Origin of the sequence: Pseudomonas vlassakiae, assembly GCF_014269035.2 — a bacterium.
Lineage (GTDB): Bacteria > Pseudomonadota > Gammaproteobacteria > Pseudomonadales > Pseudomonadaceae > Aquipseudomonas > Aquipseudomonas vlassakiae.
Genome location: NZ_JABWRP020000010.1, coordinates 1 through 24,187, shown reverse-complemented (window position 1 = coordinate 24,187; position 24,187 = coordinate 1). Strand labels below are relative to the sequence as shown.

The window sequence follows — 24,187 nt, the reverse complement described above, 5'->3', positions numbered from 1 at the left end:
ACCATTGGGTGATATTCGCCTTAATAGACAGGAGCAACCGAAAAGGACTTTTCGGGATGTTGCACTGTTTGCAGCGATACCGTGCGAACGCCCGATAAAACCTTAGCGGAATCGATTACGCCATGAACAAAAACCTGCGTTTCAGCCACAAGATCCTTCTGGCTGCATCATTGATCGTGATACTCGCCTTCAGCCTGTTCACCTTTTACAACGATTACCTTCAGCGTAATGCGATCCGCCAGGATCTGGAGAATTATCTGGCTGAAATGGGCGAGTCCACTTCGACCAACATCCGCAACCTGTTCGATGGCCGAATCAAACTGGTCGAAAACCTGGCGCAGAACATTGCCCAGCAACCGGCCAGCGCTGAAACACTGATGGGCCAGAATGCCCTGATCTCGAGCTTCCTCACGGTCTACCTGGGCAAGGTCGATGGTGGCTTCAGCGTGCGCCCTGATTCCAAGATGCCCGATGGCTACGACCCACGCACCCGCCCCTGGTACAAGGACGGCATGAACGCGCAGGGCACCATTCTCACCGAGCCGTACATCGACATGGCCACCAACAAGATGGTCATCGGCATCATCAGCAAGGTTTCCGCCAGCGTCGGCGTGGTCGGTGGCGACCTTGCCCTCGATGGCCTGGTACAGATCATCAACTCGCTGAACTTCGGCGGCATGGGTTATGCCTTCCTGGTCAACGACCAAGGCAAGATCCTGGTCCACCCGGACAAGGATCTGGTGATGAAGTCGCTGTCGGACCTGTTCCCACAGGACACGCCGAAACTGTCCGGCGCGCTGACCGAAGTCAACGCCAACGGCCAAGCCCGGCTGCTGACCTTCACCCCGATCAAGGGCCTGCCCTCGGCCAACTGGTACATCGGCCTGTCGGTGGACAAGGACAAGGCCTTTGCCATGCTCAGTACCTTCCGCACCTCGGCGGTGATCGCCACGCTGGTGGCGGTGGTGATCATCATCGGCCTGCTCGGCCTGCTGATCCGCGTGCTGATGCAGCCGCTGCTCACCATGACCCGGGCCATGGAAGACATCGCCGAAGGTGAAGGCGACCTGACCAAACGCCTGAGCATCCACAGCGATGACGAGTTCGGCATCCTCGGCAAAGCCTTCAACCGCTTCGTCGAACGCATCCACGGCTCGATCCGCGAAGTGTCGTCGGCGACCGAGCAGGTCAATGAAGTGGCCCTGCGCGTGATCAGCGCCTCGAATTCATCGATGGCCAACTCCGACGAGCAGTCCAACCGCACCAACAGCGTCGCCGCAGCCATCAACGAACTCGGCGCCGCTGCCCAGGAAATCGCCGGCAATGCCGCTCAAGCCTCGCAGCACGCCAGCTCCGCACGCCTGCTGGCCGAGGAAGGCCAGCAGGTGGTGGAGCGCAACATCGCCGCGATGAACCGCCTGTCCGACCTGATCGTCACCTCGAGCGCGCACATCGAGACGCTCAACAACAAGACCGTGAACATCGGCCAGATCCTCGAAGTGATCACCAGCATTTCCCAGCAGACCAACCTGCTGGCGCTCAATGCTGCGATCGAAGCGGCCCGCGCCGGTGAGGCCGGGCGTGGTTTCGCCGTGGTTGCCGACGAGGTACGCAACCTGGCGCACCGCACCCAGGAGTCGGCACAGCAGGTGCAGACCATGATCGAGGAGTTGCAGGTCGGCGCCCGCGAGTCGGTCGATACCATGAGCCAGAGCCAGCGCCACAGCCAGGACAGCATGCAGATCGCCAACCAGGCCGGCGAGCGCCTGGACAGCGTCACCGTACGTATTGGCGAAATCGACGGCATGAACCAGTCGGTGGCCACTGCCACGGAAGAGCAGACCGCAGTGGTCGATTCGATCAACATGGACATCAACGAAATCAACATGCTCAACCAGGAAGGTGTCGAGAACCTCCAGGCCACCCTGCGCGCCTGCTCGGACCTGGAGCAGCAGGCCACCCGCCTGAAGCATCTGGTCGGCAGCTTCCGGATCTGACCGTCAGACCGCGTCGCCTGCTTCGCGGCTGAAGCCGCTCCTACAGGATTGGGCAATTCCCTGCAGGAGCGCGGCTTGAGCCGCGAAGAATCCACCCCTGCCCTGCCGCCCAACCCGATCGAACAAACTATCCTTCTGGTAGGTCAACCTTTAGGCGCGTCATCGCCAGATGACAAACCCGAAGACGATCCCGGAGGGATGCTGATCGTGCACATCGCCGACATCACCATGTTCTACGCCCCGGCCAGCGGTGGCGTGCGGACTTACCTCGACGCCAAACACCATCGCCTCGACGCGCTTGCGGGCGTACGCCACAGCCTTCTGATCCCCGGCCCCAGCGCCAGCCATGCCGATGGCATCTACCAAGTCCCTGCACCGCCCCTGCCTTTCGGAAACGGCTACCGCTTCCCGGTGCGCCTGGCGCCCTGGTGCAACGTGCTGCGCAGCCTCAAGCCCGACCTGATCGAAGTCGGCGACCCTTACCTCACCGCCTGGGCGGCGCTGGAAGCCCGGCGCAAGCTCGACGTGCCAGTGATCGGCTTCTACCACTCCGACCTGCCACTGCTGGTGAGCAACCGCATGGGTAACTGGTTCACACCCAATGTCGAAGCCTATGTGAGCAAACTTTATGGCAATTTCGACCGAGTGCTGGCGCCGAGCCTGGTGATGGCCGACAAACTGCGCCGCCTCGGCGTGCGTGACGTGCACGTACAGCGCCTGGGTGTCGACCTGCAGACCTTCCACCCTGACCGGCGCGACCCGCAACTGCGGGCCCAGCTGGGCATCGCCGATACCAGCCGCCTGCTCATCTATGCCGGGCGTGGCTCACGGGAGAAGAACCTGCCCGTGCTGCTCGAATGCATGCAACACCTTGGGCAGCCCTACCACCTGTTGCTGGTCGGCTCGAACATGCCGGCCAGCGTGCCCGGGAACGTCACCGTCATCGACCATTTCCGCCCGCCGCAAGAAGTTGCCCGGCTGATGGCCAGCGCCGACCTGCTGGTGCACGCCGGCGACCAGGAAACCTTCGGTCTGGTCATCCTCGAAGCCATGGCCAGTGCCACGCCGGTGGTCGCGGTTCGCGCCGGGGCGTTCGGCGAGATCGTCAACGAACAGTGTGGCCGCCTGTGCCCGGCCAACGATGGCCGGGCCATGGCCTTGGCGGTGCGCGAAGCGTTCGAAGCCGGCGTGCGCAAGCTGGGTGCCCAGGCTCGCCGCCATGTGGAGCAACATTATTCATGGGACAACGTGGTCTCCGGCCTGCTGCAACACTACCAGGCAGTGCTCGGCCACCAACCTCAGGTCCGCGCCCATGGCTGAGGCCGCTATCGCCTCGGGCAGCCTGATGCTGGTGCTGCACGATGTGGCGCCCGAGACTTGGCCGGACTACCAGCCGTTCGTGCAGGCCGTGGACGAGAGAGGTGACGTGCCAATGACTTGGCTGGTGGTGCCGGACTTTCATCACCGCAACCCGCTGACCCGCTCACCCACCTTCTGCCGCCTGCTCGAACGGCGCCTGGCGCGGGGTGACGAGTTGGCCCTGCACGGCTTTTACCACGCCGACGATGGGCCCACCCCGCGCAGCCTCGGCGAGTACTTCATGCGGCGTATCTACACCCACGAAGGTGAGTTCTATGGCCTGGACCAGGCGCAAGCCCTCCAGCGCCTGGAACGAGGCCTGGCACTGTTCGCCGGGCAAGGCTGGCCGGTGGCCGGCTTCGTCGCCCCGGCCTGGCTGATGAGCCAAGGCACCCGGCAGGCCCTGAGCCAGCTCCCCCTGCGTTACACCAGCACGCCCCAGCACCTTTACCGCTTGCCGGACTTCACCGCGTTCGAGGCGCCGGGGCTGGTATGGAGCGCACGCAGCGCGTGGCGCCGGGGGCTGTCGAAGGTAGTCTGCGACTGGCAGTGCCGGCGCTGGCGCAGCGCTGACACCCTGCGTCTGGGTTTGCACCCTGTCGACATGCGCCACCGCTCATCGCGCAATTACTGGCTGCGCACCCTCGATCACTTGCTGCAGCAAGGCCGCGAGCCACTGACCAAGTCGGCGTGGCTGGAGCGCCAGGTGAGCGCATGAACCGCTTCGGCTGGCTGGCCCTGGCACTGGCCGGCGCCCTGCTGGTGCCGGCATGGCTCGGCGGCGACGAACTGCTGCCCAGGCTGGCGGCCTTCGACACCCGGTTATTGCTGGCCCTGCTCGGCATGATCCTGCTGTGCTGGGTGATCAATGCCATGCGCCTGCGACTGCTGCTCGGCCAGCAGGCGGCGCAGCTGGGTCGGGTGCGCAGCCTCGGCGTGGTGATGGCCACCGAGTTCGCCATCTGTACCACCCCAGGCGGCAGCGGCGGGCCGATCACGCTGATGGCCCTGCTCGCTCGCGACCGCATTGGGCCGGCTCGCAGCGGTGCGGTGTTCGCCATGGATCAGTTGAACGACCTGCTGTTCTTTTTCTGCGCAATGCTCGCGATCGCCGGCTATGCGCTGTTCCACAGGCTTGGGCACAGCCAGCAAAGCATGCTGCTGGGCAGTGCGCTGCTGCTGTGCGCTGCCCTGGCCATCATCGTGGTAGTGCTACGTTATCGCCGGGCGCTGATGCGCTTCAACGGGCGCCTGCTGCGACGCCTGGGCATGCCTGGCAAACGCAGACGCCGCTGGGCCCGCAAGGTCTTGCATTTCATCGATGCGCTGGCACAGACCTGGCAGTTGCCAAAACGCACCCTGGCGCTGGTGTTCACGCTCACCTGCCTGCACTGGAGCCTGCGCTACAGCGTGCTGTACCTGGTGCTGCAAGGGCTGGGGGTGGAGCTGTCGTGGATCCCGAGCTTCCTGGTGCAGATGCTGGCGCTCAGTGCCGGCCAGTTCAGCCTGCTACCCGGTGGCGCCGGTGCCGCCGAGCTGACCTCGGCCAGCCTGCTGACACCGCTGGTGGGCAGTTCGACCGCCGCCGCGGCGATCCTGGTCTGGCGGGCGGTCACTTACTATTTTTATCTGCTGGCGGGGGGGCCGGTGTTTTTCTGCCTGCTGGCGCGTCCGTTGCTGGAGCGCTGGCGGCGTCAGGCGGGTTGAGCTGGCGCCACAATTGGGCGGCATCGGGGAAGTCGGTACCGTCGTCGTCGCTCAAGGCTTCGGGGTCGTAGCGGGCCAGGCAGCCTTCGCCGAGGGTGGGGGGAGCTGAAGCGGTGGGTTTATTGCGCTTGGCCATGAATCCCTCCCGTTGAAAACGAGGGGCCGCTGCGCAGCCCCACTCAGATCAGTCGAATACCACTGTCTTGTTGCCATGCACCAGCACGCGATCTTCCAGGTGATAGCGCAGGCCACGGGCCAGCACCATCTTCTCGACATCACGGCCGAAGCGGACCATGTCTTCGATGCTGTCGGCGTGGCTCACACGCACCACGTCCTGCTCGATGATCGGGCCGGCGTCCAGCTCCTCGGTCACGTAGTGGCAGGTTGCACCGATCAGCTTCACGCCACGCAGGGCTGCCTGGTGATACGGCTTGGCGCCGACGAACGACGGCAGGAAGCTGTGGTGGATGTTGATGACCTTTTCGGCATAGTCCTGGCACAGTTGCGGCGGCAGGATCTGCATGTAACGCGCCAGCACCACCACGTCAGCCGCGTGCTCCTGAACCAGGCGCGACACTTCGGCAAAGGCCGGGGCCTTGTCCTTGGGGTCGACCGGCACGTGGAAGAACGGAATACCGTGCCACTCGACCATGCTGCGCAGGTCGTTGTGGTTGGAAATCACACACGGGATCTCGCAGTCCAGTTCATCGGTATGCCAGCGGTGCAGCAGGTCAGCCAGGCAGTGCGATTCGCGGCTGGCCATCAAGACCACACGCTTCTTCTGCGCCGAGTCGGTAATACGCCAGGTCATGGAGAACTCTTCGGCGATCGGCGCGAAGGCCTCGCGGAAAGCCTCGATACCGAATGGCAGCGATTCGGCGCGGATTTCATGGCGCATGAAGAACCAGCCGCTCTGTTCATCAGAGTGGTGGCTGGCTTCGTTGATCCAGCCATTGTACAAGGCCAGGAAATTACTGACTTTCGCCACGATGCCAACACGGTCGGGGCAGGCGATCACCAGACGATAGGTGCGCATGAATTAAGACTCCAGAACTTCGCAAAGGCGCTCATTCTAGCGGCCCGACCAGAAAAACGCAGTAATCATCGCGCCCGCCGGCCGTGACATGCCCGGCCGCCCTGGCCGTGAGCCCGGCGGCTACAGCCTGATGGCAACCAGGGCAAAGTGCAGGGGCCATATGTAAATTTTTCTTAATCTTGAGATGTTTTGTCACAGGGTTAATAACAGTTAAGTACTGAATAATATGTTTACTTGAGAGTATCGCCTGTCTATTATTGCCTCACACATTTCTGAACACGCATTAAAGGAACACTCCATGTCCCTGATCAACGAGTACCGCGCTACCGAAGAAGCCATCAAGGAACTTCAGGCCCGCCTGGCCAACCTGTCGCAGGATGACAAGCTGAAGAAAGAACTGGAGTTCGAAGGCAAACTGCGCAACCTGATGGGCGAATACTCCAAGTCGCTGCGCGACGTCATTGCCCTGCTCGACCCAGAGTCGAAACTGAGCAAAGGCCCACGCGGTGCAGCGAAACCTGTTGCTACCAAGCGTGCGCGCAAGGTCAAGCAATACAAGAACCCGCACAACGGTGAAGTGATCGAAACCAAAGGCGGCAACCACAAGACCCTGAAAGAATGGAAAGCCAAATGGGGCGGCGACGTGGTTGAAAGCTGGTCGACCCTGCTGGACTGATTGTCCGCCGCAACGCGCTACATATACCAACAAGAACGCCGGCATGATGCCGGCGTTTTTGTTTGTTCACTCGACGCTGATGGCAAACTGCTCAGCCAAGTTGCGGGCATGCGCCTGCCACGCCTCCAACACCCGCCGTCCGGCCTCGTCGGCGTTGGCCCAGGCGCTCAGCCTGGCCTGCTCGAAATCCCCCAGCGTGTTCGGGGCGCCCCACTGCGGGTCGCTCAGGCGTTGCTGGCAGAAGCCATACCAGCGTTGGCGCTCTTCGCTGTTCAAGGTCTCCGGGAAGTTACGGGCGCGATACCGGAACAGCAACTCCGGCAGGCGCGGATCATCGAACATCCAGTGGCCATGCGCTAATTGGGCAGGGTCCAGCGTGCGAACTTGCTCGCACAAGCGACGGTCGCGATCACCGACGAAACCGGCATACAACTGCTGTTCCGGGTCTTCCACCGCAGCGAAATCTTCCTGGCCATAGATAAACTCCAGCTTGTCTTGCCACAGCGCCTGTTGTTTAGCCAATTGTTCAGCACGTGATTGCAGCAGTGGCAAATCGATGCCCAGTCGCTGCTGATCGGCAGGGCGCAATACCGAAAGCGGAGCCACTACCGGGCAGCGATTGATCTGCACCAACTTGAGCGGAACCGGTAATTGCCCCTCGGACAACTCCTCATGCCGCGTGTACAAACGCTCGCGCAGTACCTCGGCACTTTCCCTTATTAACGGTAGGGTTTCCTGATGCAGGTCGCACACAATCAGTGCATTGCGATTACGCGGGTGCCAGGCCAACGGCAAGACCACGCCCAGATAATTACGCGCCGCAGAAAAGCGCCCGGATATATGCACCATCGGCTGCAACAGGCAGATCTGTTCCATCACTTTGTGCTTGCTGCGCAACTGGAACAGCCATTCGTACAACTTGGGTTGTTTCTGCCTGATCAGGCGTGCCAGAGCAATGGTGGCCCGTACGTCGGAAAGCGCTTCATGGGCATGCCCGTGGTCGATGCCATTGGCCTGGCTGAGCAATTCCAGGCGCAGGCTGGTGCGCCCGTCCTGTTGTGGCCAGACGATCCCCTCCGGGCGCAGGGCATAGGCAGTGCGCACCACGTCGATCAGGTCCCAGCGGCTGTTGCCGCCCTGCCACTCGCGGGCATAAGGGTCGAAGAAGTTGCGGTACAGGCTGTAGCGGGTGACTTCGTCGTCAAAACGCAGGGTGTTGTAGCCGGCGCTGCAGGTGCCGGGGCGGGCCAGTTGCGCGTGCACCCGGGTCATGAACTCGGCTTCGCACAAGCCCTGCCTGGCGAGTTGCTCGGGGGTGATGCCAGTGACCAGGCAGGCCGCCGGGTGCGGCAGAATATCGTCCGAGGGGCGGCAGTAGAGGTTGATCGGCTCTTCGATCTCGTTGAGTTCGAAATCGGTGCGCACACCTGCAACCTGCAGCGGCCGGTCGCAGCGCGGGTTGATGCCTGTGGTTTCGTAGTCGTGCCAGAAGATGCTGGAAGTCACGGGGTCGTCCTGTTTCAAGGTCGACCGATTCTAGCGGAGACAGGCTCAGGCGGAAGCGTTGGCGGGGCGGAAACTGAAATAGTCGCGCAGCGAGCGGACGAATTCATCGTATTCGCGCGGCGCCTGCAACAGCATGAAGCCAGAATCGTAGTGGCCCGGGGTCTGGTCTTCCCGGCACCACAGGCAGCTGGCGGTCAGGTTGATGAACTGAAAACCGCCACCCGCCAACGGCAGGCGCAATTGCAGTTCGAAGTCCGGCCCGACCAGCACAGGTAGCGAGCTGATCAGCATGATGCCGTCTTCGGAGGCATTGCCCAGCTGACCGATCGGCTGATCGGTGAAACGGTTGTAGACCGTCAGCACACAAGGCAACTGATGGCGTTCGATATGGCGCTGGATGAACATGATTGCGAGTGCAGTCCTGTACCTGATGCCAGGAATGCGAGGTACTGGCGGTTGCTGTAACGACTGAGTTACAGATTAGCGCAGCAGCCCGGGCAAATCCCGTGAAATTAAAGACACCTTGGTGTTAACGCCAAGTGGGGGTAGTCACCGGGTTGGCCACCGCCGCTTCCCCACTCCGGTAGTGACCGAGCTTCTGCAGGGTCTCCAGCCGCGCCTTGGCGCGATAGGCGTATTCATTGCCCGGGTACTGCTGGATCAGGTACTCGTAGGTTTGCGCGGCATCCACATAAAGCATGTCACGCTCAAGGCACTGACCGCGCAGCAGCGACACTTCCGGGTGGATGAACGGCCGCGCACGGCTGGTGCGGTCGACCTGCGACAACTCCAGCATGACCTTCGAACAATCGCCCCGGTCATAGGCGCGGTAGGCGTTGTTCAGGTGGTGGTCCATGGACCAGCGGGTGCAGCCGACGGTGCTGGCCGCCAGGGCAATGATGATCAGGGCGCGCATGGGGTATCTCCTTTGATGCCAGTGTATCGGCCATTGCCGGCAAATCTTCACAGCGTTTTGCAAGGATACTCCCGCCCGTTCAAATGCCACCCTGCATCGGTCGCAGGTAGTGCAACGGAACAATGACTACAGCGTAATTGAGGAGTAGCCTTTCGCTGCGCTTCACTATAGGAGTCTGTGCATGAGCATCCGCCGTACCAAAATCGTCGCCACCCTTGGCCCCGCCAGCAACTCGCCGGAAGTGATCGAACAGCTGATCCTCGCCGGCCTGGACGTGGCACGCCTGAACTTCTCTCACGGCACGCCGGACGAGCACAAGGCACGCGCCCGCCTGATCCGTGACATCGCCGCCAAGAACGGCCGCCATGTCGCACTGCTGGGCGACCTGCAGGGTCCGAAGATCCGCATCGCCAAGTTCGCCAACAAGCGCATCGAACTGAAGATCGGTGACAAGTTCACGTTCTCTACCGCCCACCCGCTGACCGAAGGCAACCAGGACATCGTCGGTATCGACTATCCCGACCTGGTCAAGGACTGCGGCGTCGGTGACGAACTGCTGCTCGACGACGGCCGTGTGGTCATGCGCGTCGAGACCGCCACCGCAGATGCCCTGCACTGCGTGGTGATCATCGGTGGCCCGCTGTCGGACCACAAAGGCATCAACCGCAAAGGTGGCGGCCTGACCGCTCCGGCCCTGACCGAAAAAGACAAGGCCGACATCAAGCTCGCCGCGGAAATGGACCTGGACTACCTGGCCGTCTCGTTCCCGCGTGACGCCAGCGACATGGAATACGCCCGCAAGCTGCGTGACGAATCTGGCGGCAGTGCCTGGCTGGTGGCCAAGATCGAACGCGCCGAAGCCGTTGCCGACGATGAAACACTCGACAAGCTGATCCTCGCCTCCGACGCCGTCATGGTTGCCCGTGGCGACCTGGGTGTGGAAATCGGCGACGCCGAGCTGATCGCCATCCAGAAGAAGATCATCCAGCACGCCCGCCGCAACAACAAGGCGGTGATCGTCGCGACCCAGATGATGGAGTCGATGATCCAGAACCCGATGCCGACCCGCGCCGAAGTGTCCGACGTGGCCAACGCCGTACTCGACAACACCGATGCGGTGATGCTGTCGGCCGAAAGCGCCGCAGGTGCCTACCCGATCGAAGCCGTACAGGCCATGGCGCGTATCTGTTCCGGTGCCGAAAAGCACCCGACCAGCCAGAAGTCCAGCCACCGCCTGCACACCACCTTCGAGCGCTGCGACGAAAGCATCGCCCTGGCGGCCATCTACACCGCCAACCACTTCCCGGGCGTGAAGGCGATCATCGCTCTGACCGAAAGCGGTTACACCCCGCTGATCATGTCGCGCCTGCGTTCGCACGTGCCGATCTTCGCACTGTCACCGCACCGCGCCACCCAGGCCCGCGCCAACATGTTCCGCGGCGTCTACCCGATTGCCTTCGACCCGGCTTCGCTGCCGGCCGACAAGGTCAGCCAGGCGGCCGTCGACGAGCTGCTCAAGCGCGGCCTGGTGGAGCAAGGTGACTGGGTAATCCTGACCAAGGGTGACAGCTACCACACCATCGGTGGCACCAACGGCATGAAGATCCTCCACGTCGGTGACCCGCTGGTGGGCTGATAGCCTTTGAGGCCTCATCGCGGCCTGCGGTCGCGATGAGGCCCGCACAGGCACCACACACACTTCAGGCATGCTCGACGAACACATCGGCAAACACCTGCCCCCGCGGCACCCCGGCAATGAACAGCCGCCGGGCAAACCGCTCGACACGCCCCGGCGCCCCGCACACCAGCGCCACTGTCTGCCGCGATGACGGCCGCAACCCCGCCAGCGCCTCCTCCATCTGCTCCGCCAGTACCAGCTCGACCGTCACGCCCTGCAGTTGCATCAGCGACTCAGCCATGTAGTGCCCAGCTTTGTCCCGCGCCACATGCACTACCCGGATCTCCGCCTGATGCCCCTGGCGCAACGCTTCGCGCAAGATGCCCCATAACGGCGCCAGGCCAGTGCCCGCTGCCAGCAGCCAGAGCGGCCGCGCCTGCCAGTCCGGGTCGTAATGCAGCGCCCCGCCCCGCAACTCGCCCAGGCGCAACTCGTCGCCCACCTGCAGCCCACGCGCCTTGTCGCAAAAGGCACCGGGATGCTGGCAATCGATATGAAACTCGAGGAAGTCATCCTCCCCCGGCAAGCTGGCAAGTGAGTAAGGCCTGGCAACAGCGCCATTCCACAACACCACATGCTGCCCCGCCTGATAACGCAGCGCCCGCTCCGGTCGCAGCCGCACGCGCAGCACGTCGCCAGACCAGTCCACCGCGCACACCTGTGCCGGCACCCCGTCCTGCTGTGGGTCGAACACGGCCACACGCAGGTCCTCTACCACCTGGCACTGGCAGGCCAGGCGCCAGCCCAGGGCATGCTTGTCGAGCGCCAGGGCCTCTGGCAAGGCATCCGCCGGCTGCCCTTCCAGGCAATGCACCAGGCAGGCGTGGCAACTGCCGGCACGGCAGCTGTAGGGCACATTCAGCCCGGCACCGTTGAGGGCATCGAGCAGGTTGCTGCCGTTCGGCACCGCCCAGCGGCGCTCGCCCACGCAAAGTTCGGGCATGGTAAGTCTGTCTCCGTCGATCATCGAGTCACTGTATGCCAAGCGCGCACCGGCAGCAAAAAGGATGCCTGCCAGCTGCCGACCATGGTCCTGACCACACGCAGGTGTTTCGCGCGGTGAGGCGCGCTATACTGCCGCGCCCTTTTGCGTCGGCCAGCCTGCCGGCGCGCCTTGCAAGGCGCTTCGACACGCTGGTCGGCACCGTCGAGCGTCTTTTTGAATGTTCCCGTCTTTAAGAGGAGCGCGCTGCATGACCGTGATCAAGCAAGACGACCTGATTCAGAGCGTCGCCGACGCCCTGCAATTCATTTCGTACTACCACCCCGTCGATTTCATCCAGGCGATGCACGAGGCCTACCTGCGTGAAGAGTCGCCTGCGGCACGCGATTCGATCGCCCAGATCCTGATCAACTCGCGCATGTGCGCCACTGGCCACCGCCCGATCTGCCAGGACACCGGTATCGTGACCGTGTTCATCCGCGTGGGCATGGACGTGCGCTGGGACGGCGCCACCATGAGCGTCGACGACATGATCAACGAAGGTGTGCGTCGCGCCTACAACCTGCCTGAAAACGTCCTGCGCGCTTCGATCCTGGCCGACCCGGCCGGTGCCCGCAAGAATACCAAGGACAACACCCCGGCCGTCATCCACTACTCCATCGTCCCTGGCGACAAGGTCGAAGTGGACGTTGCAGCCAAAGGCGGCGGCTCGGAGAACAAGTCGAAGATGGCCATGCTCAACCCGTCCGACTCGATCGTCGACTGGGTGCTGAAGACCGTTCCGACCATGGGCGCTGGCTGGTGCCCGCCTGGCATGCTCGGCATCGGCATCGGCGGTACCGCCGAGAAGGCTGCGGTCATGGCCAAGGAAGTGTTGATGGAGTCCATCGACATCCACGAACTGAAAGCCCGTGGCCCGCAAAACCGCCTCGAAGAGATCCGCCTGGAGCTGTTCGAGAAGGTCAACCAGCTGGGTATCGGTGCCCAGGGCCTGGGCGGCCTGACCACCGTGCTCGACGTGAAGATCATGGACTACCCGACTCACGCCGCCTCGCTGCCGGTGTGCATGATCCCGAACTGCGCCGCCACCCGTCACGCCCACTTCGTGCTCGACGGCAACGGCCCGGCCGAGCTGGAAGCGCCGTCGCTGGACGCCTACCCGGAAATCGTCTGGGAAGCCGGCCCAAGCGCCCGTCGCGTCAACCTCGACGACATCACCCCGGAAGAAGTCGCCAGCTGGAAACCGGGCGAGACCATCCTGCTCAACGGCAAGATGCTCACCGGTCGCGATGCGGCCCACAAGCGCATGGTCGAGATGCTCAACCGCGGTGAACAACTGCCGGTCGACCTCAAGGGCCGCTTCATCTACTACGTCGGCCCGGTCGATCCAGTCGGTGACGAAGTGGTAGGCCCTGCTGGCCCGACCACCGCTACCCGCATGGACAAGTTCACCCGCCAGATCCTTGAGCAGACCGGTCTGCTGGGCATGATCGGCAAGTCCGAGCGTGGCCCGACCGCGATCGAAGCGATCAAGGACAACAAGGCCGTGTACCTGATGGCCGTTGGTGGCGCTGCCTACCTGGTGGCCCAGGCCATCCGCAAGTCGAAGGTCCTGGCCTTTGCCGAACTGGGCATGGAAGCGATCTACGAGTTCGAGGTCAAGGACATGCCGGTGACCGTTGCTGTCGACAGCAACGGTGAGTCGGTACACATCACTGGCCCTGCCCTGTGGCAGAGCAAGATTGCCCAGAGCCTGGCCGTCGAAGTGAAGTAAACCTGATGCAGTGGCGTCGCCTGCTATGCGGGCAACGCCGCTCTCACAGCAGCCTCTCGAACTGCTCCGGCCAGTCCCTGCGGGTAAACACCTGCCCTTCCCGCCTCACTCGCCGCACTTGCTCAAGATCCACCTCACACACCAGCCACCGGCTGCTCTGCGGGCTCAACGTCTCGCTCAACGCGACCACGCCGTCCCCCGGCATCCCGTGATCCGGCGGAACGAACAGCCCAGCCCGGCCAATGTTCTCATCCAGTGCCGGCGACCAGGGCGCCCCCCCTACCGTCGGGCTTTGCAACACGGCTACCTGGTTTTCCAATGCCCGTGCCTGTGCGCCAATGCGCACCCGGTGGTAACCCGCCTCGGTGTCGGTACAGCTCGGCGCCAGGATCAGGTCGGCACCCCCTTCGGCCAGGCGCCGCGCCAGCATCGGGAACTCGTTGTCGTAACAGATCAGGATGCCCAGGCGCCCAAGATCAGTGTCGAACACCTGCAGCCCCTCTCCGGCGGCAATGCCCCACTGCTCCCGCTCGAAGCGGGTCATCATCAGCTTGTCCTGATAACCGAGTTTGCCCTTGGGACCGAACAGCCAGGCCCGATTACGGTACTGCCCATCAAGGTCGAGCACCGGCAAGCTGCCCGGCTGCAGGTAGACGCCCCAGCGCCGGGCAAGCCCTTCGCACAGCGCCAGCCACGGCTCGATGAGCGGCTGGATGCCGGCGATCGAAGCCTGGAGATCACCCCGCTGCTCGGCCGGCAACTGGCCGCTGAGTACCAGCCCGGCGTATTCCGGCAACAGCAGCAACCGGGCGCCCGCTTCCACCGCCTCCGCGCACAACGCCTGCAGATGGTCGGCATAGGCATCCCAGGTTTCATGCAACCCGATTGCGTACTGGCAGGCCGCGAGACGGATCAAATCGGCAGCTCCTTGGTCCAGAACGACAGGATCTTTTCCGAGCTTTCCTGCTCGTCCAGGTCCCGCCAGGCATAGCGGGTGCGCAGGGAGGGGTCGTGCAGGAAGCCACGATTGCGCCAGAACCCATGCAGCGGCTTGTAATCCGCAGGCCGACGCGGGTGTCCTCCCGGTCGCTCGACGGCACAGAACGCGCAGAAGTCGAACTCGGCCAGCTTGTGGGCATAGGATTCGCGCTCGATGAAAAAGCGCACGCCCAGGCCGCGGCCACGGTATTCGGGCAGCACCAGCGACTCGCCGAAGTAGTAGACGCTCGCCGGGTCGCGCCCCAGGGCCAGGAACGGCTGCTGGAACTCCGGGGCTACGTCCACCAGCGGCAGGGCGGTCGAGGCGCCAATGACCTGGCCCTCATCCAGGGCCAGCACCACCAGGCTGCGCCCGGAACGGGCATAGCTGGCCAGGTAGTCGGCCTCGTACTCCGGGGTACCGTCGTACAGGTAGGGAAACTCGCGAAACACGGTCAGGCGCAGGCGAGCGAGGTCATCGATGTAAGGCGCGATAGCGGCGCCGTGCAACAGGCGTATTTCCATGCTTGGCGGTCGTTTTGTCGATGTGGATGACGCGCTCGGCTAAGCCGGGCTTGAGGGGAAACCCTATCATCCGAGCCAACGCACCGCCTTTTCCCTACACGACAGGTATTGTTCCATGACCGCTACCGAACTGGTAAATGCTTACTACGCAGCCTTCAATGCTGGCGACATGCCTGCCTTCCTGGCACTGCTCAGCGAAGACGTGATCCACGACATCAACCAGGGCGAGCGGCAGATGGGCAAGGCCAGGTTCGCTGCGTTCATGGACAAGATGAACCGCTGCTACCGCGAGCGCCTGGCCGACATCGTGGTGATGCAGAACGCCGACGGCAGCCGGGCGGCTGCGGAGTTCACCGTGCATGGCCAATACCTGGCCGACGACGAAGGGCTGCCGGCAGCCAATGGCCAGACCTACGTGCTGCCGGCGGGGGCCTTCTTCTACATTCACTGCGGCAAGATTGCCCGGGTGACCAATTACTACAACCTCAACGACTGGGTCGAGCAAGTCGGTTAAGCGATACGGGTGCCCAGTACCTTGAGGAAAGCGGCCAGCCATGCCGGGTGCGCCGGCCACGCCGGCGCGGTCACCAGGTTGCCATCGACGTGCGCCTGGTCCACCGCGATATCGATGAACGTGCCACCGGCCAGGCGTACTTCCGGCGCACAGGCCGGATAGGCACTGCACTGGCGCCCTTCCAGCACACCCGCTGCCGCCAGCAACTGCGCGCCATGGCACACTGCGGCAATCGGCTTGCCCGCCTGGTCGAACGCCCGCACCAGTTCCAGCACCCTCTCGTCCAGGCGCAGGTATTCCGGCGCACGGCCACCCGGGATCAGCAACGCGTCGTAACCCTCGGCCCGCACCCGCACGAAATCATAGTTGAGGGCAAAATTGTGCCCGGGCTTTTCGCTGTAGGTCTGCTCGCCTTCGAAATCATGAATCGCCGTGCGCACGGTCTGCCCCGCGACCTTCTCCGGGCACACCGCATGCACCGTGTGGCCGACCATGCTCAGTGCCTGGAACGGCACCATGGCTTCGTAGTCTTCGACATAGTCGCCCACCAGCATGAGAATCTTCTTAGCCGTCATCGCACCCACTCCTTCGATTGCCTTGGACAGTCACTGCACGATAGCCGCTCTCAGTCGCGTCGGTCGAGCAAGTTGACCACCAGCCGGTCCAGCCAGCCCCATACGCGCTGCTTCACCCGTCGCCACAGCGGGCGGGCATGCCAGTGGTGAAGGTCGACCACCTCGCTCAAGGCGAAATCGCGCTCGAAGCTGGCCTGCACGGCAGCCGTCAACGGCGGGTCCAGGGCCTCGATGTTGGCCTCCAGGTTGAAGCGCAGGTTCCAGTGGTCGAAATTGCACGAGCCAATACTGACCCAGTCGTCGATCAGCACCATCTTCAGGTGCAGGAAGCACGGCTGGTATTCGTAGATGCGCACCCCGGCGCGCAGTAAGCGGGGGTAATAGCGATGCCCGGCATAACGCACAGAAGGGTGGTCGGTGCGTGGCCCGGTCAGCAGCAGCCGCACATCGACGCCCTTGCTGGCGGCGCGGCGCAACGACCGGCGCACGCTCCAGGTCGGCAGGAAATAGGGCGTGGCCAGCCACACCCGCTGTTTGCCACTGTTGATCGCCCGCACCAGCGAATGCAGGATGTCCTGGTGCTGACGGGCGTCGGCATAGGCCACGCGGCCCATGCCTTGGCCCTGCGCCGGTACCTTGGGCAGGCGCGGCAGGCCAAAGCCTTCAGCCGGGCGCCAGGCGGTGCGGCGGTTGTTGGCTTGCCACTGGCGATCGAACAGCAACTGCCAGTCGCTCACCACTGGCCCTTGCATCTGCACCATCACTTCGTGCCAGGCGCTGGCCGGCTCACCTGGCGTCCAGAACTCGTCGGTGACGCCCGTGCCGCCCACCACCGCCCAACGTTCGTCCACCAGCAAGAGCTTGCGATGGTCGCGGTACAGGTTGCGAAATCCCCGCTTCCAGCGCAGGCGGTTATAGCAGCGCAAGTACACCCCGGCTTCCACCAGGCGCTGGCGCAACGCTGCGGTAAAGGCCAGCGAGCCATAGTCATCGAACAGGCAGCGCACGCGTACCCCACGCAAAGCCACCTGCTCCAGCGCCTCCACCACAGCCTCGGCACACGCACCCGCCTCGACCAGATACAGTTCGAGGTCGACCTGAAACTCGGCGCCCATGATCGCCTGGAGCATGCGCGGAAAGAACTCGGGGCCGTCGATCAGCAGTTCGAACTGATTGCCACCCCGCCATGGGAAGACCGGCCCCGACATGTCAGCGGGCGTTGAAGATCAGTACCGCATTGACCGGTACCGACGGGTTGATGGATTTCAGCTTGGCGAACGTGCGCAGGCTTTCCAGCCCCGGCAGCAGGCCGAAGTCCGAGGCCCGCAATACCAGCGGTTCGAGGGTCACCACCTGAAAGCGCCGCTCATCCAGGCGAGTGGCCAGCAACAGCGCGTTATAACTGTGCGACTGGCCATGCAGGGTGACCGTCAGCGGCAGGCGCAGCTCGATTTGTGCGCCATCGGCCAGGTCGTTGATCGGCCGCAGGTCGATCTGCGCCTTCACGTTCGCCTCGGCGAAGCGCTGTACCTCGAACAGCTTGTCGCGCATCTGCTCGTCACGTAGCGGGATGCCGCTGCTCACCGAGTCCATCTCGATACGCAGCGCTGCCGCACCTTTGCGGTCGACGCTGCCGTGCAAGACCAGGAAGCGATGCACCTCGGCAGTGTCACCGTTCTTGCCGGTGACGAACGACAGGCGTGAGGACTCGCCATCGAGGTGCCAGTTGGCGTGGGCGGGCAGGCACAAAGCCAGCAGCAGGGCAGGCAGGATACGGGGCAGCTTGAACATGGCAGGTCTCGTGAAACTTGACCGCCAACCTTACCCGCCCGTCCTCATGGCAGCAAGCGGCAGCCCGCCTGCGCGCCCTGCCAGGCCGCCTGGTTGCGCTGGCCAAGGCCTTCGGCGCGGACACGCCGTTGTGGGCCGTCTTCCTCCAGCCGGCTCAGGGGCAACCATTGCTTCACATATCCCCGGCAATAGGCTTCGTCGAAGCCCATCACGAAGCGGCACGAGCAATACTCCTTGGCCGAATAGGCCGAGAGGATGCCCGGGAAGTCCGCCAATGCCTGGCGCTCCAGCCATGCCCAGCCAAGCAAGGCGACGATCATCAGCAACAGCACGCGCTTCATGCGCCCTCCCTGGTCAGGGCTGCGAGCACCCGCTTGAGCAGTTCGTTGTGGCGGTAGCTGCCGTCGCGGTCATCGGCATAGCGCACGATCACCAGCTTCTGCGACGGCACGATATACAACGCCTGGCCCCAGTGGCCGAGCGCCGCATAGGTATCGGTCGGGGCGTCGGGCCACGGTGTCGGGCTTCCTGCCAGTGGCAGGTTGAGCCACCAGTGGCCGCCCGGGGTGGGTTCACCGGCTACTGCGGCGGCCTGGGTGAACGCTGTGCGGTTGAACGCAACCCAGCTTGCTGGCAACAGCGGGTGCCCTTGCCAGCGACCATCGCGTTGCATCAACAAACCGATGCGCGCCAGGTCGCGGGCACTGAGGTAGAGGTAGGAAGAGCCGACGAACGTGCCCGCGCCATCACGCTCCCATACCGCGCTGTCGATGCCCAACGGGGTGAACAGCGCTTGCCAGGGGTAGCCGGCATAGGTACTGGCATCGAGCATGCCGCGCAGTGCGGCAGCCAGCACGTTGCTGTCGCCGCTGGAGTAGAGAAAGCGCTGGCCAGGCTTTTCGGCACTGGCGCGGGCAGCGGCATAGGCCGCCATGTCGTCGCGCCCGCGGGTATAGAGCATGGCCACCACCGAAGACTTCAGCGGTGCGTACTCGTAGTCTTCCTGCCACTCCAGGCCGCTGGCCCAGTGCAGCAGGTCAGCCAGCTGCACATCAGGGTGGGCCTGCATCGGCGGGTAGAAGCGTGCGGCCGGGTCGTGCAGCTGAAAGCGGCCTTCACCCTGGGCCACGCCGAGCACGGTGGCCAGCACGCTCTTGCTGACCGACCAGGTCAGGTGCGCGGTATTGGCGGTGGTGGGGGCGGTGTAGCGTTCGTGGAGGATGCGACCGTCACGGATGATCAACAAGGCGTCGGTGCGGATGCCGCTGCGCTCGCTGGCGTTGCGCTCCGGGAAAGCGTAGGCATCGACGGCTTGCCAGTCGAGGGCAATGTCGTCGACTGGCCAGTCCGGTTCCGGCCAGACCTCGGCCCAGGCAGGGCACACAGCTAATGCAAGGCTCAGAAGCAGTGCTTTCATCGTTATCGCCCAAGGAGGGCTGCGAAGCGGCCCCAGAATCTGAAAGATCCCCCAGTTTTTCAGGCTTTCATGACAGCCCTGCTGCCAACCAGGCCTTGGCCAGGCGCTTTTCCCGCGCCGCAGTGGCCAGTGCCAGCACCCCCTGATCGCGCTGCCAAAGTTGCGCCCACTGCTCCGGCCCTGCCAGCAGCGCCTTGTCGACTGCCCCGCGCAGCTCCTGAAACTGCGAAAACAATCCCCCCAGCAGCAGGTGGCAGCCGACGCTGTCAGGGCACTGTCGGCTACCCTCGGCGCATGCCGCCAACAGCGCCAGTAGACGCAGGCGCAGCTCCTGCGGCCAGCCACACTCTTGCCCTACCCCGTAAAGCCAGGCGGTCAGCGCCGCGAGCACGTACAAGTCTTCCAGCGAGCGGAACGGTTTGACGTAAGCGTCCCAGCCATCGCCAGCCAGCAGCTCGCACGCCGCGTCCTGCAAGTGCAGGCGACCATGCCCGACTTCGGGCATCAGCGGCAGGGTCGGCAATGCATCCAGCGTAACCCCGGCCTCCCCCGGGTAGACCACCGCCAGACTCAACCGCGGCGCTTCACCCAGCGCTTCGCTGCGTGCGGCCACCAGCAGCCACTCGGCATCCAGGCCGGCGGTGACGAAATCCTTGGCGCCATTGAGGCGCAAACCGACCAGCCGGGTAAGCATGTCTGCCGGGCGCACGCTACGCCGCTCGGTGGCGCACAGCGCACCCAGGCTGGCCGGTGCACTGGGCCAGAGCACGCGCAAGGCAGCCTGGTAACCGATGAGGAACGCCAGGCCCGGCGTGGCCATGGCGCGGCCGCCCAGCACCGCCAGTTCGAACGGGGCTACCGCGCCAAGGCGTTCGAGCTGCGCGGCATAGGCCTCGCCCAAAGTGCCGGCAAGGGGCTGGCGGAGGGGGTCATTGAGTCGTTGCAACCAAGCCATCGGACGCTCCTTCACGGGGGGCTGTCGGGGTGTGTCATGCAAGCATCACCAAAGGTTCACGGGGGTGACACCGCGCCTACCTAGGCTGACTTTGCACAACAAAGCCGACCGGCCGCAACCTTTCATGGCTGGCTTATGGAGACTCGTAATGACTCGGATCGCTCACTCTGGCGACAACAGCACTGAACGCCGTCTGCAAGCCGAACGCCTGGTCGGCGCTGCGGCCCTGCAGGAAGCCCAGGCCCTGCGCTACAAGGTGTTCAGCGCGGAGTTCAAGGCCAAGCTCAAAGGCGCCGAACTGGGCCTGGACATGGATGACTACGACGTACACTGCCGCCACATCGGCGTACGCGACCTGAGCACTGGCGAGTTGGTGGCCACCACGCGCCTGCTCGACCACCAGGCAGCCAGCAGCCTGGGGCGTTTCTACAGCGAAGAAGAATTCAGCCTGCACGGCCTGCTGCAACTGCAGGGCCCGATTCTCGAACTCGGCCGCACCTGCGTCGCCGCCAACTACCGCAACGGCGGCACCATCGCCGTGCTTTGGGGTGAGCTGGCGGAGGTGCTCAACGAGGGGCGCTACAGCTACCTGATGGGCTGCGCCAGCATCCCCATGCAGGACGGCGGCATGCAAGCCCACGCGGTCATGCAGCGCCTGCGCGAGCGCTACCTGTGCACTGAGCACCTGCGTGCCGTGCCGAAGAACCCGCTGCCCAGCCTGGCCCTGCCGAACAACGTCATCGCTGAAATGCCGCCACTGCTCAAGGCCTACATGCGCCTGGGCGCAAAAATTTGCGGCGAGCCGTGCTGGGACGAGGATTTCCAGGTCGCCGACGTGTTCATCCTGCTCAAGCGCGACGACCTCTGCCCGCGCTACGCCCGCCACTTCAAGGCAGCGGTCTGATGCCTGGCCTGCGGGTAGTCGCCCGCCTCTCGCGGCTGCTGCTGGTGTTGTCGCTGGGCATGCTCATGGCCGGTGTCATTGCCGTGGGCGAACGCTTGGGCATCAAGGCCTCGATCGACCTTCGCCAGCGCTGGTCCTGCTGGTTCATGAATCGTCTGGTCGCCGCCTTGCCCTTCGAGGTGCGGGTAATCGGTGAGCTGCCGCAACAGCCGATGTTGTGGGTCAGCAACCACGTTTCCTGGACCGACATTCCCCTACTCGGCATGCTGCTGCCGCTGTCGTTCCTGTCCAAGGCCGAAGTGCGTCACTGGCCGGTGGCCGGCTGGCTGGCGGAAAAGGCCGGCACGCTGTTCATCCGCCGCGGTGGCGGCGATGGCCAACGCCTGCGCCAACAGATCAGCGAGCAACTGGGCCAGGCACGGCCGCTGCTGATCTTTCCCGAAGGCACCACCACCGACGGGCGCCAGTTGCGCACCTTCCACGGCCGCTTGCTGGCCGGAGCCATCGATCGAGGTGTGGCTGTGCAGCCGGTGGCCATTCAGTACCTACGCCATGGCGAAGTGGACCCGGTTGCGCCGTTCATTGGTGACGATGATCTGGTTTCGCACTTGCTGCGCTTGTTTGCCGAGCCTCCGGGTGAGGTGTGCATTCACTTGCTGAAGCCAATTGGCAGTGGCGGGAAGGAACGTGCGGCGCTGGCGTTTCAGGCGCAGCAGGCGATTCACATGGCGTTGTTCGGGGCTGAGGAAGTGGCGGTAGCGCCACGGCGTCAAGCGCGGGCTGCGTGAACCTGACGTTGGAGCAGCGTGGAATGCGAGATCGAGCGCCGCCCGCGCGGCGCTCGATCCAACAGACGCCAAAGCGCTGACCTCATGCCCTCCCTGCCGCCGCAAACGCCTGCAGCTGTGGGTAAAACTCGCGAAAATCCGCCAGCAACGGCTCATACAACCGCTCCAGCTCATCCATCACCCCAGCCATACCTTCAGGCCGCGACAAGCGCCGGGCAATGCCGTTGAATACCTGCTCCAGCGTGGCGAAATCGCCATACGCCCCCAGCCAGTCGTCCGCCGCCATGAACGGCGCAATCCGTGCCAGCCGCCCTGGCAGTTCGGGCTCGGCGAGCAGCACCCGGTAAAAATCTCGGGTGAACTGCCCCAGCGGCTGCTCGGCGTATTCCCCCCAGTGCCGCGCCAGGCAATGGTCGAAAAACACATCCATGACGATCCCGGCAAAACGCCGCCGCTCCCGTGGGAAGCGCGCCATTGCCGCCAGCACCACCGGATGCTGGTCGGTGTAACTGTCGATATGCCGATGCAGCCGGATGGCCGCCTCCAGCGCAGGCGGAAAGCGCCCCTCCAGCGAGCCTTTGACGAAATCGCCATACAGGCTGCCAAGCAGTTGCTGCGGCGCCGGGCCGCCCAGGTGCAGGTGTGCGAGGTAGTTCATGGGCGCAGTCTAGCACTCCCGGCACATATATCGTTATAACGCGATATAGCGATTCGCGCTCAGCTCAGAACTTCTTCATATTTGTATATCGCGAAATAACGATGTTAGTTTCGCCCTATCGCGATATACCGCTACAGCACGAGCCTCCACCCATGCCACTCGATCTCGACGAAATCATAAAAGCACTGGCCCACCCGGTCAGGCGAGAAATCCTCAGCTGGCTGAAAGACCCGGCAACGCAGTTTCCCGACCAGTACCACAGCACCGAGAACGGTGTCTGTGCCGGGCAGATCGACCAGCGCTGCGGGCTCTCGCAGTCGACCGTCTCTGCCCACCTGGCCACCTTGCAACGGGCCGGCCTGATCAGCAGCCAGAAGGTCGGCCAGTGGCACTTCTTCAAACGCAACGAAGCCACCATCGAGGCGTTCCTCGAACAACTGCGCCAAGCGCTTTGACAAGGCAGGTAACCGTTATGACCACGCTTTTCGATCCAATCCAACTGGGCGACGTACAACTGCCCAACCGCATCATCATGGCCCCGCTGACCCGCTGCCGCGCCGACGAAGGCCGCGTGCCCAATGCGTTGATGGCCGAATACTACGTACAGCGCGCCAGTGCCGGCCTGATTCTCAGCGAGGCGACATCGGTCAGCGCGATGGGCGTCGGCTACCCCGACACGCCCGGCATCTGGAACGACCAGCAGGTGCGCGGCTGGCATAACGTCACCCAGGCCGTGCACGGCGCTGGCGGGCGCATTTTCCTGCAGCTGTGGCACGTTGGCCGTATCTCCCACCCTAGCTACCTCAATGGGGAGCTGCCCGTAGCGCCCAGCGCGATCCAGCCCAAAGGCCACGTCAGCCTGGTGCGCCCGCTGAGCGACTACCCGACCCCGCGCGCCCTGGAAACCGAAGAGATCGCCGACATCGTCGAGGCCTACCGCAGCGCTGCCGAGAACGCCAAGGCCGCCGGTTTCGACGGCGTGGAAATCCACGGCGCCAATGGCTACCTGCTGGACCAGTTCCTGCAGAGCAGCACCAACCAGCGTACCGACCAGTACGGCGGCTCACTGGAAAATCGTGCGCGGTTGCTGCTGGAAGTGACCGATGCGGCTATCGACGTGTGGGGCCCAGGTCGCGTCGGCGTGCACTTGGCGCCACGTGCCGATGCCCATGACATGGGCGATGCCGACCGCGCCGAGACCTTCACCTACGTGGCGCGCGAACTGGGTAAACGCGGCATTGCCTTTATCTGCTCGCGGGAGAAGGAAGCCGACGACAGCATCGGCCCGCTGATCAAGGCGGCATTCGGTGGCCCCTATATCGTCAACGAACGCTTCGACAAGGCCAGCGCCAACGCTGCCTTGGCGGCGGGCAAGGCCGATGCGGTGGCGTTCGGCGTGCCGTTCATAGCAAACCCGGACCTGCCGGCGCGGCTGGCGGCGGATGCTCCGCTGAACGAGGCACATCCGGAGACGTTCTATGGCAAAGGGC

27 protein-coding genes and 1 pseudogene are annotated in these 24,187 nt (G+C 63.9%); 13 read left to right on the top strand and 15 right to left on the bottom strand.

Going from position 1 to position 24,187, the window contains the following annotated elements:
• Positions 1 to 122 precede the first annotated feature (122 nt).
• The 5 genes and pseudogenes from HU738_RS26385 to gpgF all read left to right on the top strand — a co-directional run.
• Positions 123 to 1,139: pseudogene (locus tag HU738_RS26385) on the top strand (HAMP domain-containing protein); the annotation flags it as partial.
• A 93-nt stretch (positions 1,140 to 1,232) separates the two neighbouring features.
• Positions 1,233 to 1,997 carry a methyl-accepting chemotaxis protein gene (locus HU738_RS26380; RefSeq protein WP_437182029.1) on the top strand — a complete coding sequence of 255 codons (765 nt, stop codon included), beginning with the start codon at positions 1,233 to 1,235 and terminating at the stop codon, positions 1,995 to 1,997.
• A 198-nt stretch (positions 1,998 to 2,195) separates the two neighbouring features.
• Complete coding sequence (gpgS, locus tag HU738_RS14420; RefSeq protein WP_186601297.1) at positions 2,196 to 3,317, top strand: N-acetylglucosaminyl phosphatidylglycerol synthase; 1,122 nt, start codon at positions 2,196 to 2,198, stop codon at positions 3,315 to 3,317.
• Positions 3,310 to 4,074, top strand: coding sequence for an N-acetylglucosaminyl phosphatidylglycerol deacetylase (gpgD, locus tag HU738_RS14415; protein WP_186601296.1), 765 nt, complete (start codon positions 3,310 to 3,312; stop codon positions 4,072 to 4,074). Before gpgS ends, gpgD begins: the two co-directional genes overlap by 8 nt.
• Complete coding sequence (gene gpgF / locus HU738_RS14410; protein ID WP_186601295.1) at positions 4,071 to 5,063, top strand: glucosaminyl phosphatidylglycerol flippase; 993 nt, start codon at positions 4,071 to 4,073, stop codon at positions 5,061 to 5,063. The genes gpgD and gpgF overlap by 4 nt, the downstream gene beginning before the upstream one ends.
• Here the strand turns inward: gpgF and HU738_RS26000 are convergent.
• Both HU738_RS26000 and purU read right to left on the bottom strand, forming a co-directional pair.
• Positions 4,969 to 5,199, bottom strand: a complete 231-nt coding sequence (locus HU738_RS26000; protein ID WP_225923465.1) for a hypothetical protein — start codon at positions 5,197 to 5,199, stop codon at positions 4,969 to 4,971. The genes gpgF and HU738_RS26000 overlap by 95 nt on opposite strands.
• A gap of 48 nt (positions 5,200 to 5,247) precedes the next feature.
• A complete protein-coding gene (gene purU / locus HU738_RS14405; protein ID WP_023378897.1) occupies positions 5,248 to 6,099 on the bottom strand; it encodes a formyltetrahydrofolate deformylase in 852 nt (283 codons plus the stop codon).
• Between the two features lie 298 nt (positions 6,100 to 6,397).
• On the opposite strand from purU, the gene mvaT reads away from it, so the two are divergent.
• Positions 6,398 to 6,775, top strand: a complete 378-nt coding sequence (gene mvaT, locus HU738_RS14400) for a histone-like nucleoid-structuring protein MvaT (RefSeq protein WP_176505937.1) — start codon at positions 6,398 to 6,400, stop codon at positions 6,773 to 6,775.
• A gap of 66 nt (positions 6,776 to 6,841) precedes the next feature.
• Here the strand turns inward: mvaT and sbcB are convergent, their stop codons facing one another.
• The 3 genes from sbcB to HU738_RS14385 form a co-directional block, all read right to left on the bottom strand.
• Entirely contained in the window at positions 6,842 to 8,281 is a 1,440-nt protein-coding gene (sbcB, locus tag HU738_RS14395) for an exodeoxyribonuclease I (RefSeq protein WP_186601294.1), read from the bottom strand.
• 45 nt (positions 8,282 to 8,326) lie between these two features.
• Positions 8,327 to 8,686: a PilZ domain-containing protein gene (locus HU738_RS14390; protein ID WP_054885065.1), complete on the bottom strand. Its 360-nt coding sequence runs from the start codon at positions 8,684 to 8,686 to the stop codon at positions 8,327 to 8,329.
• Positions 8,687 to 8,810: 124 nt separating this feature from the next.
• Positions 8,811 to 9,197, bottom strand: coding sequence for a tetratricopeptide repeat protein (locus tag HU738_RS14385; protein WP_186601293.1), 387 nt, complete (start codon positions 9,195 to 9,197; stop codon positions 8,811 to 8,813).
• Positions 9,198 to 9,378: 181 nt separating this feature from the next.
• Between HU738_RS14385 and pyk the strand changes: the two genes are divergently transcribed.
• Positions 9,379 to 10,833 (top strand): pyruvate kinase, encoded by a 1,455-nt coding sequence (gene pyk, locus HU738_RS14380; RefSeq protein ID WP_176505934.1) that lies wholly within the window; start codon positions 9,379 to 9,381, stop codon positions 10,831 to 10,833.
• Positions 10,834 to 10,897: 64 nt separating this feature from the next.
• Here pyk and HU738_RS14375 read toward each other — a convergent pair whose 3' ends face one another.
• A complete protein-coding gene (locus HU738_RS14375; RefSeq protein ID WP_186601292.1) occupies positions 10,898 to 11,818 on the bottom strand; it encodes an iron-sulfur-binding ferredoxin reductase in 921 nt (306 codons plus the stop codon).
• 250 nt (positions 11,819 to 12,068) lie between these two features.
• Here HU738_RS14375 and HU738_RS14370 point away from each other — a divergent pair, with 250 nt between their 5' ends.
• On the top strand, positions 12,069 to 13,592 hold the full coding sequence (locus tag HU738_RS14370) for a fumarate hydratase (RefSeq protein WP_054885069.1): 1,524 nt from the start codon (positions 12,069 to 12,071) through the stop codon (positions 13,590 to 13,592).
• A gap of 43 nt (positions 13,593 to 13,635) precedes the next feature.
• Here the strand turns inward: HU738_RS14370 and HU738_RS14365 are convergent, their stop codons facing one another.
• Complete coding sequence (locus HU738_RS14365; protein WP_186601291.1) at positions 13,636 to 14,508, bottom strand: carbon-nitrogen hydrolase family protein; 873 nt, start codon at positions 14,506 to 14,508, stop codon at positions 13,636 to 13,638.
• Positions 14,505 to 15,095: a GNAT family N-acetyltransferase gene (locus tag HU738_RS14360; RefSeq protein WP_186601290.1), complete on the bottom strand. Its 591-nt coding sequence runs from the start codon at positions 15,093 to 15,095 to the stop codon at positions 14,505 to 14,507. The genes HU738_RS14365 and HU738_RS14360 overlap by 4 nt, the downstream gene beginning before the upstream one ends.
• A 115-nt stretch (positions 15,096 to 15,210) precedes the next feature.
• Here HU738_RS14360 and HU738_RS14355 point away from each other — a divergent pair, with 115 nt between their 5' ends.
• Positions 15,211 to 15,609: a nuclear transport factor 2 family protein gene (locus tag HU738_RS14355; RefSeq protein ID WP_054885072.1), complete on the top strand. Its 399-nt coding sequence runs from the start codon at positions 15,211 to 15,213 to the stop codon at positions 15,607 to 15,609.
• Here HU738_RS14355 and HU738_RS14350 read toward each other — a convergent pair.
• From HU738_RS14350 to HU738_RS14325, 6 genes are all read right to left on the bottom strand, one after another.
• Positions 15,606 to 16,184 (bottom strand): DJ-1/PfpI family protein, encoded by a 579-nt coding sequence (locus HU738_RS14350; protein ID WP_186601289.1) that lies wholly within the window; start codon positions 16,182 to 16,184, stop codon positions 15,606 to 15,608. The genes HU738_RS14355 and HU738_RS14350 overlap by 4 nt on opposite strands.
• 50 nt (positions 16,185 to 16,234) lie before the next feature.
• Positions 16,235 to 17,392: a phospholipase D-like domain-containing protein gene (locus HU738_RS14345; protein WP_186601288.1), complete on the bottom strand. Its 1,158-nt coding sequence runs from the start codon at positions 17,390 to 17,392 to the stop codon at positions 16,235 to 16,237.
• 1 nt (position 17,393) lies between these two features.
• The gene (locus HU738_RS14340) at positions 17,394 to 17,975 is read right to left on the bottom strand and encodes a YceI family protein (protein ID WP_176508356.1); all 582 of its coding nucleotides are present in this window, start codon (positions 17,973 to 17,975) and stop codon (positions 17,394 to 17,396) included.
• A 44-nt stretch (positions 17,976 to 18,019) separates the two neighbouring features.
• Positions 18,020 to 18,316, bottom strand: a complete 297-nt coding sequence (locus HU738_RS14335) for an amidase (RefSeq protein WP_186601287.1) — start codon at positions 18,314 to 18,316, stop codon at positions 18,020 to 18,022.
• On the bottom strand, positions 18,313 to 19,392 hold the full coding sequence (locus HU738_RS14330; protein ID WP_186601286.1) for a serine hydrolase domain-containing protein: 1,080 nt from the start codon (positions 19,390 to 19,392) through the stop codon (positions 18,313 to 18,315). Before HU738_RS14330 ends, HU738_RS14335 begins: the two co-directional genes overlap by 4 nt.
• 67 nt (positions 19,393 to 19,459) lie before the next feature.
• Positions 19,460 to 20,347: an acyl-CoA dehydrogenase middle domain-containing protein gene (locus tag HU738_RS14325; protein WP_186601285.1), complete on the bottom strand. Its 888-nt coding sequence runs from the start codon at positions 20,345 to 20,347 to the stop codon at positions 19,460 to 19,462.
• Between the two features lie 148 nt (positions 20,348 to 20,495).
• Here HU738_RS14325 and olsB point away from each other — a divergent pair, with 148 nt between their 5' ends.
• Positions 20,496 to 21,251, top strand: coding sequence for an L-ornithine N(alpha)-acyltransferase (gene olsB / locus HU738_RS14320; protein ID WP_054885079.1), 756 nt, complete (start codon positions 20,496 to 20,498; stop codon positions 21,249 to 21,251).
• Entirely contained in the window at positions 21,251 to 22,039 is a 789-nt protein-coding gene (locus tag HU738_RS14315; RefSeq protein ID WP_186601284.1) for a lysophospholipid acyltransferase family protein, read from the top strand. Before olsB ends, HU738_RS14315 begins: the two co-directional genes overlap by 1 nt.
• 82 nt (positions 22,040 to 22,121) lie before the next feature.
• On the opposite strand, the gene HU738_RS14310 is transcribed toward HU738_RS14315, so the two are convergent.
• The gene (locus HU738_RS14310; protein WP_186601283.1) at positions 22,122 to 22,697 is read right to left on the bottom strand and encodes an acyl carrier protein phosphodiesterase; all 576 of its coding nucleotides are present in this window, start codon (positions 22,695 to 22,697) and stop codon (positions 22,122 to 22,124) included.
• A gap of 152 nt (positions 22,698 to 22,849) precedes the next feature.
• On the opposite strand from HU738_RS14310, the gene HU738_RS14305 reads away from it, so the two are divergent.
• Both HU738_RS14305 and HU738_RS14300 read left to right on the top strand, forming a co-directional pair.
• Positions 22,850 to 23,152 (top strand): ArsR/SmtB family transcription factor, encoded by a 303-nt coding sequence (locus tag HU738_RS14305; RefSeq protein ID WP_054885082.1) that lies wholly within the window; start codon positions 22,850 to 22,852, stop codon positions 23,150 to 23,152.
• A 17-nt stretch (positions 23,153 to 23,169) separates the two neighbouring features.
• Positions 23,170 to 24,187, top strand: a 1,018-nt coding sequence (locus HU738_RS14300; RefSeq protein ID WP_217871459.1) for an alkene reductase, incomplete at its 3' end; no start/stop codon positions are given.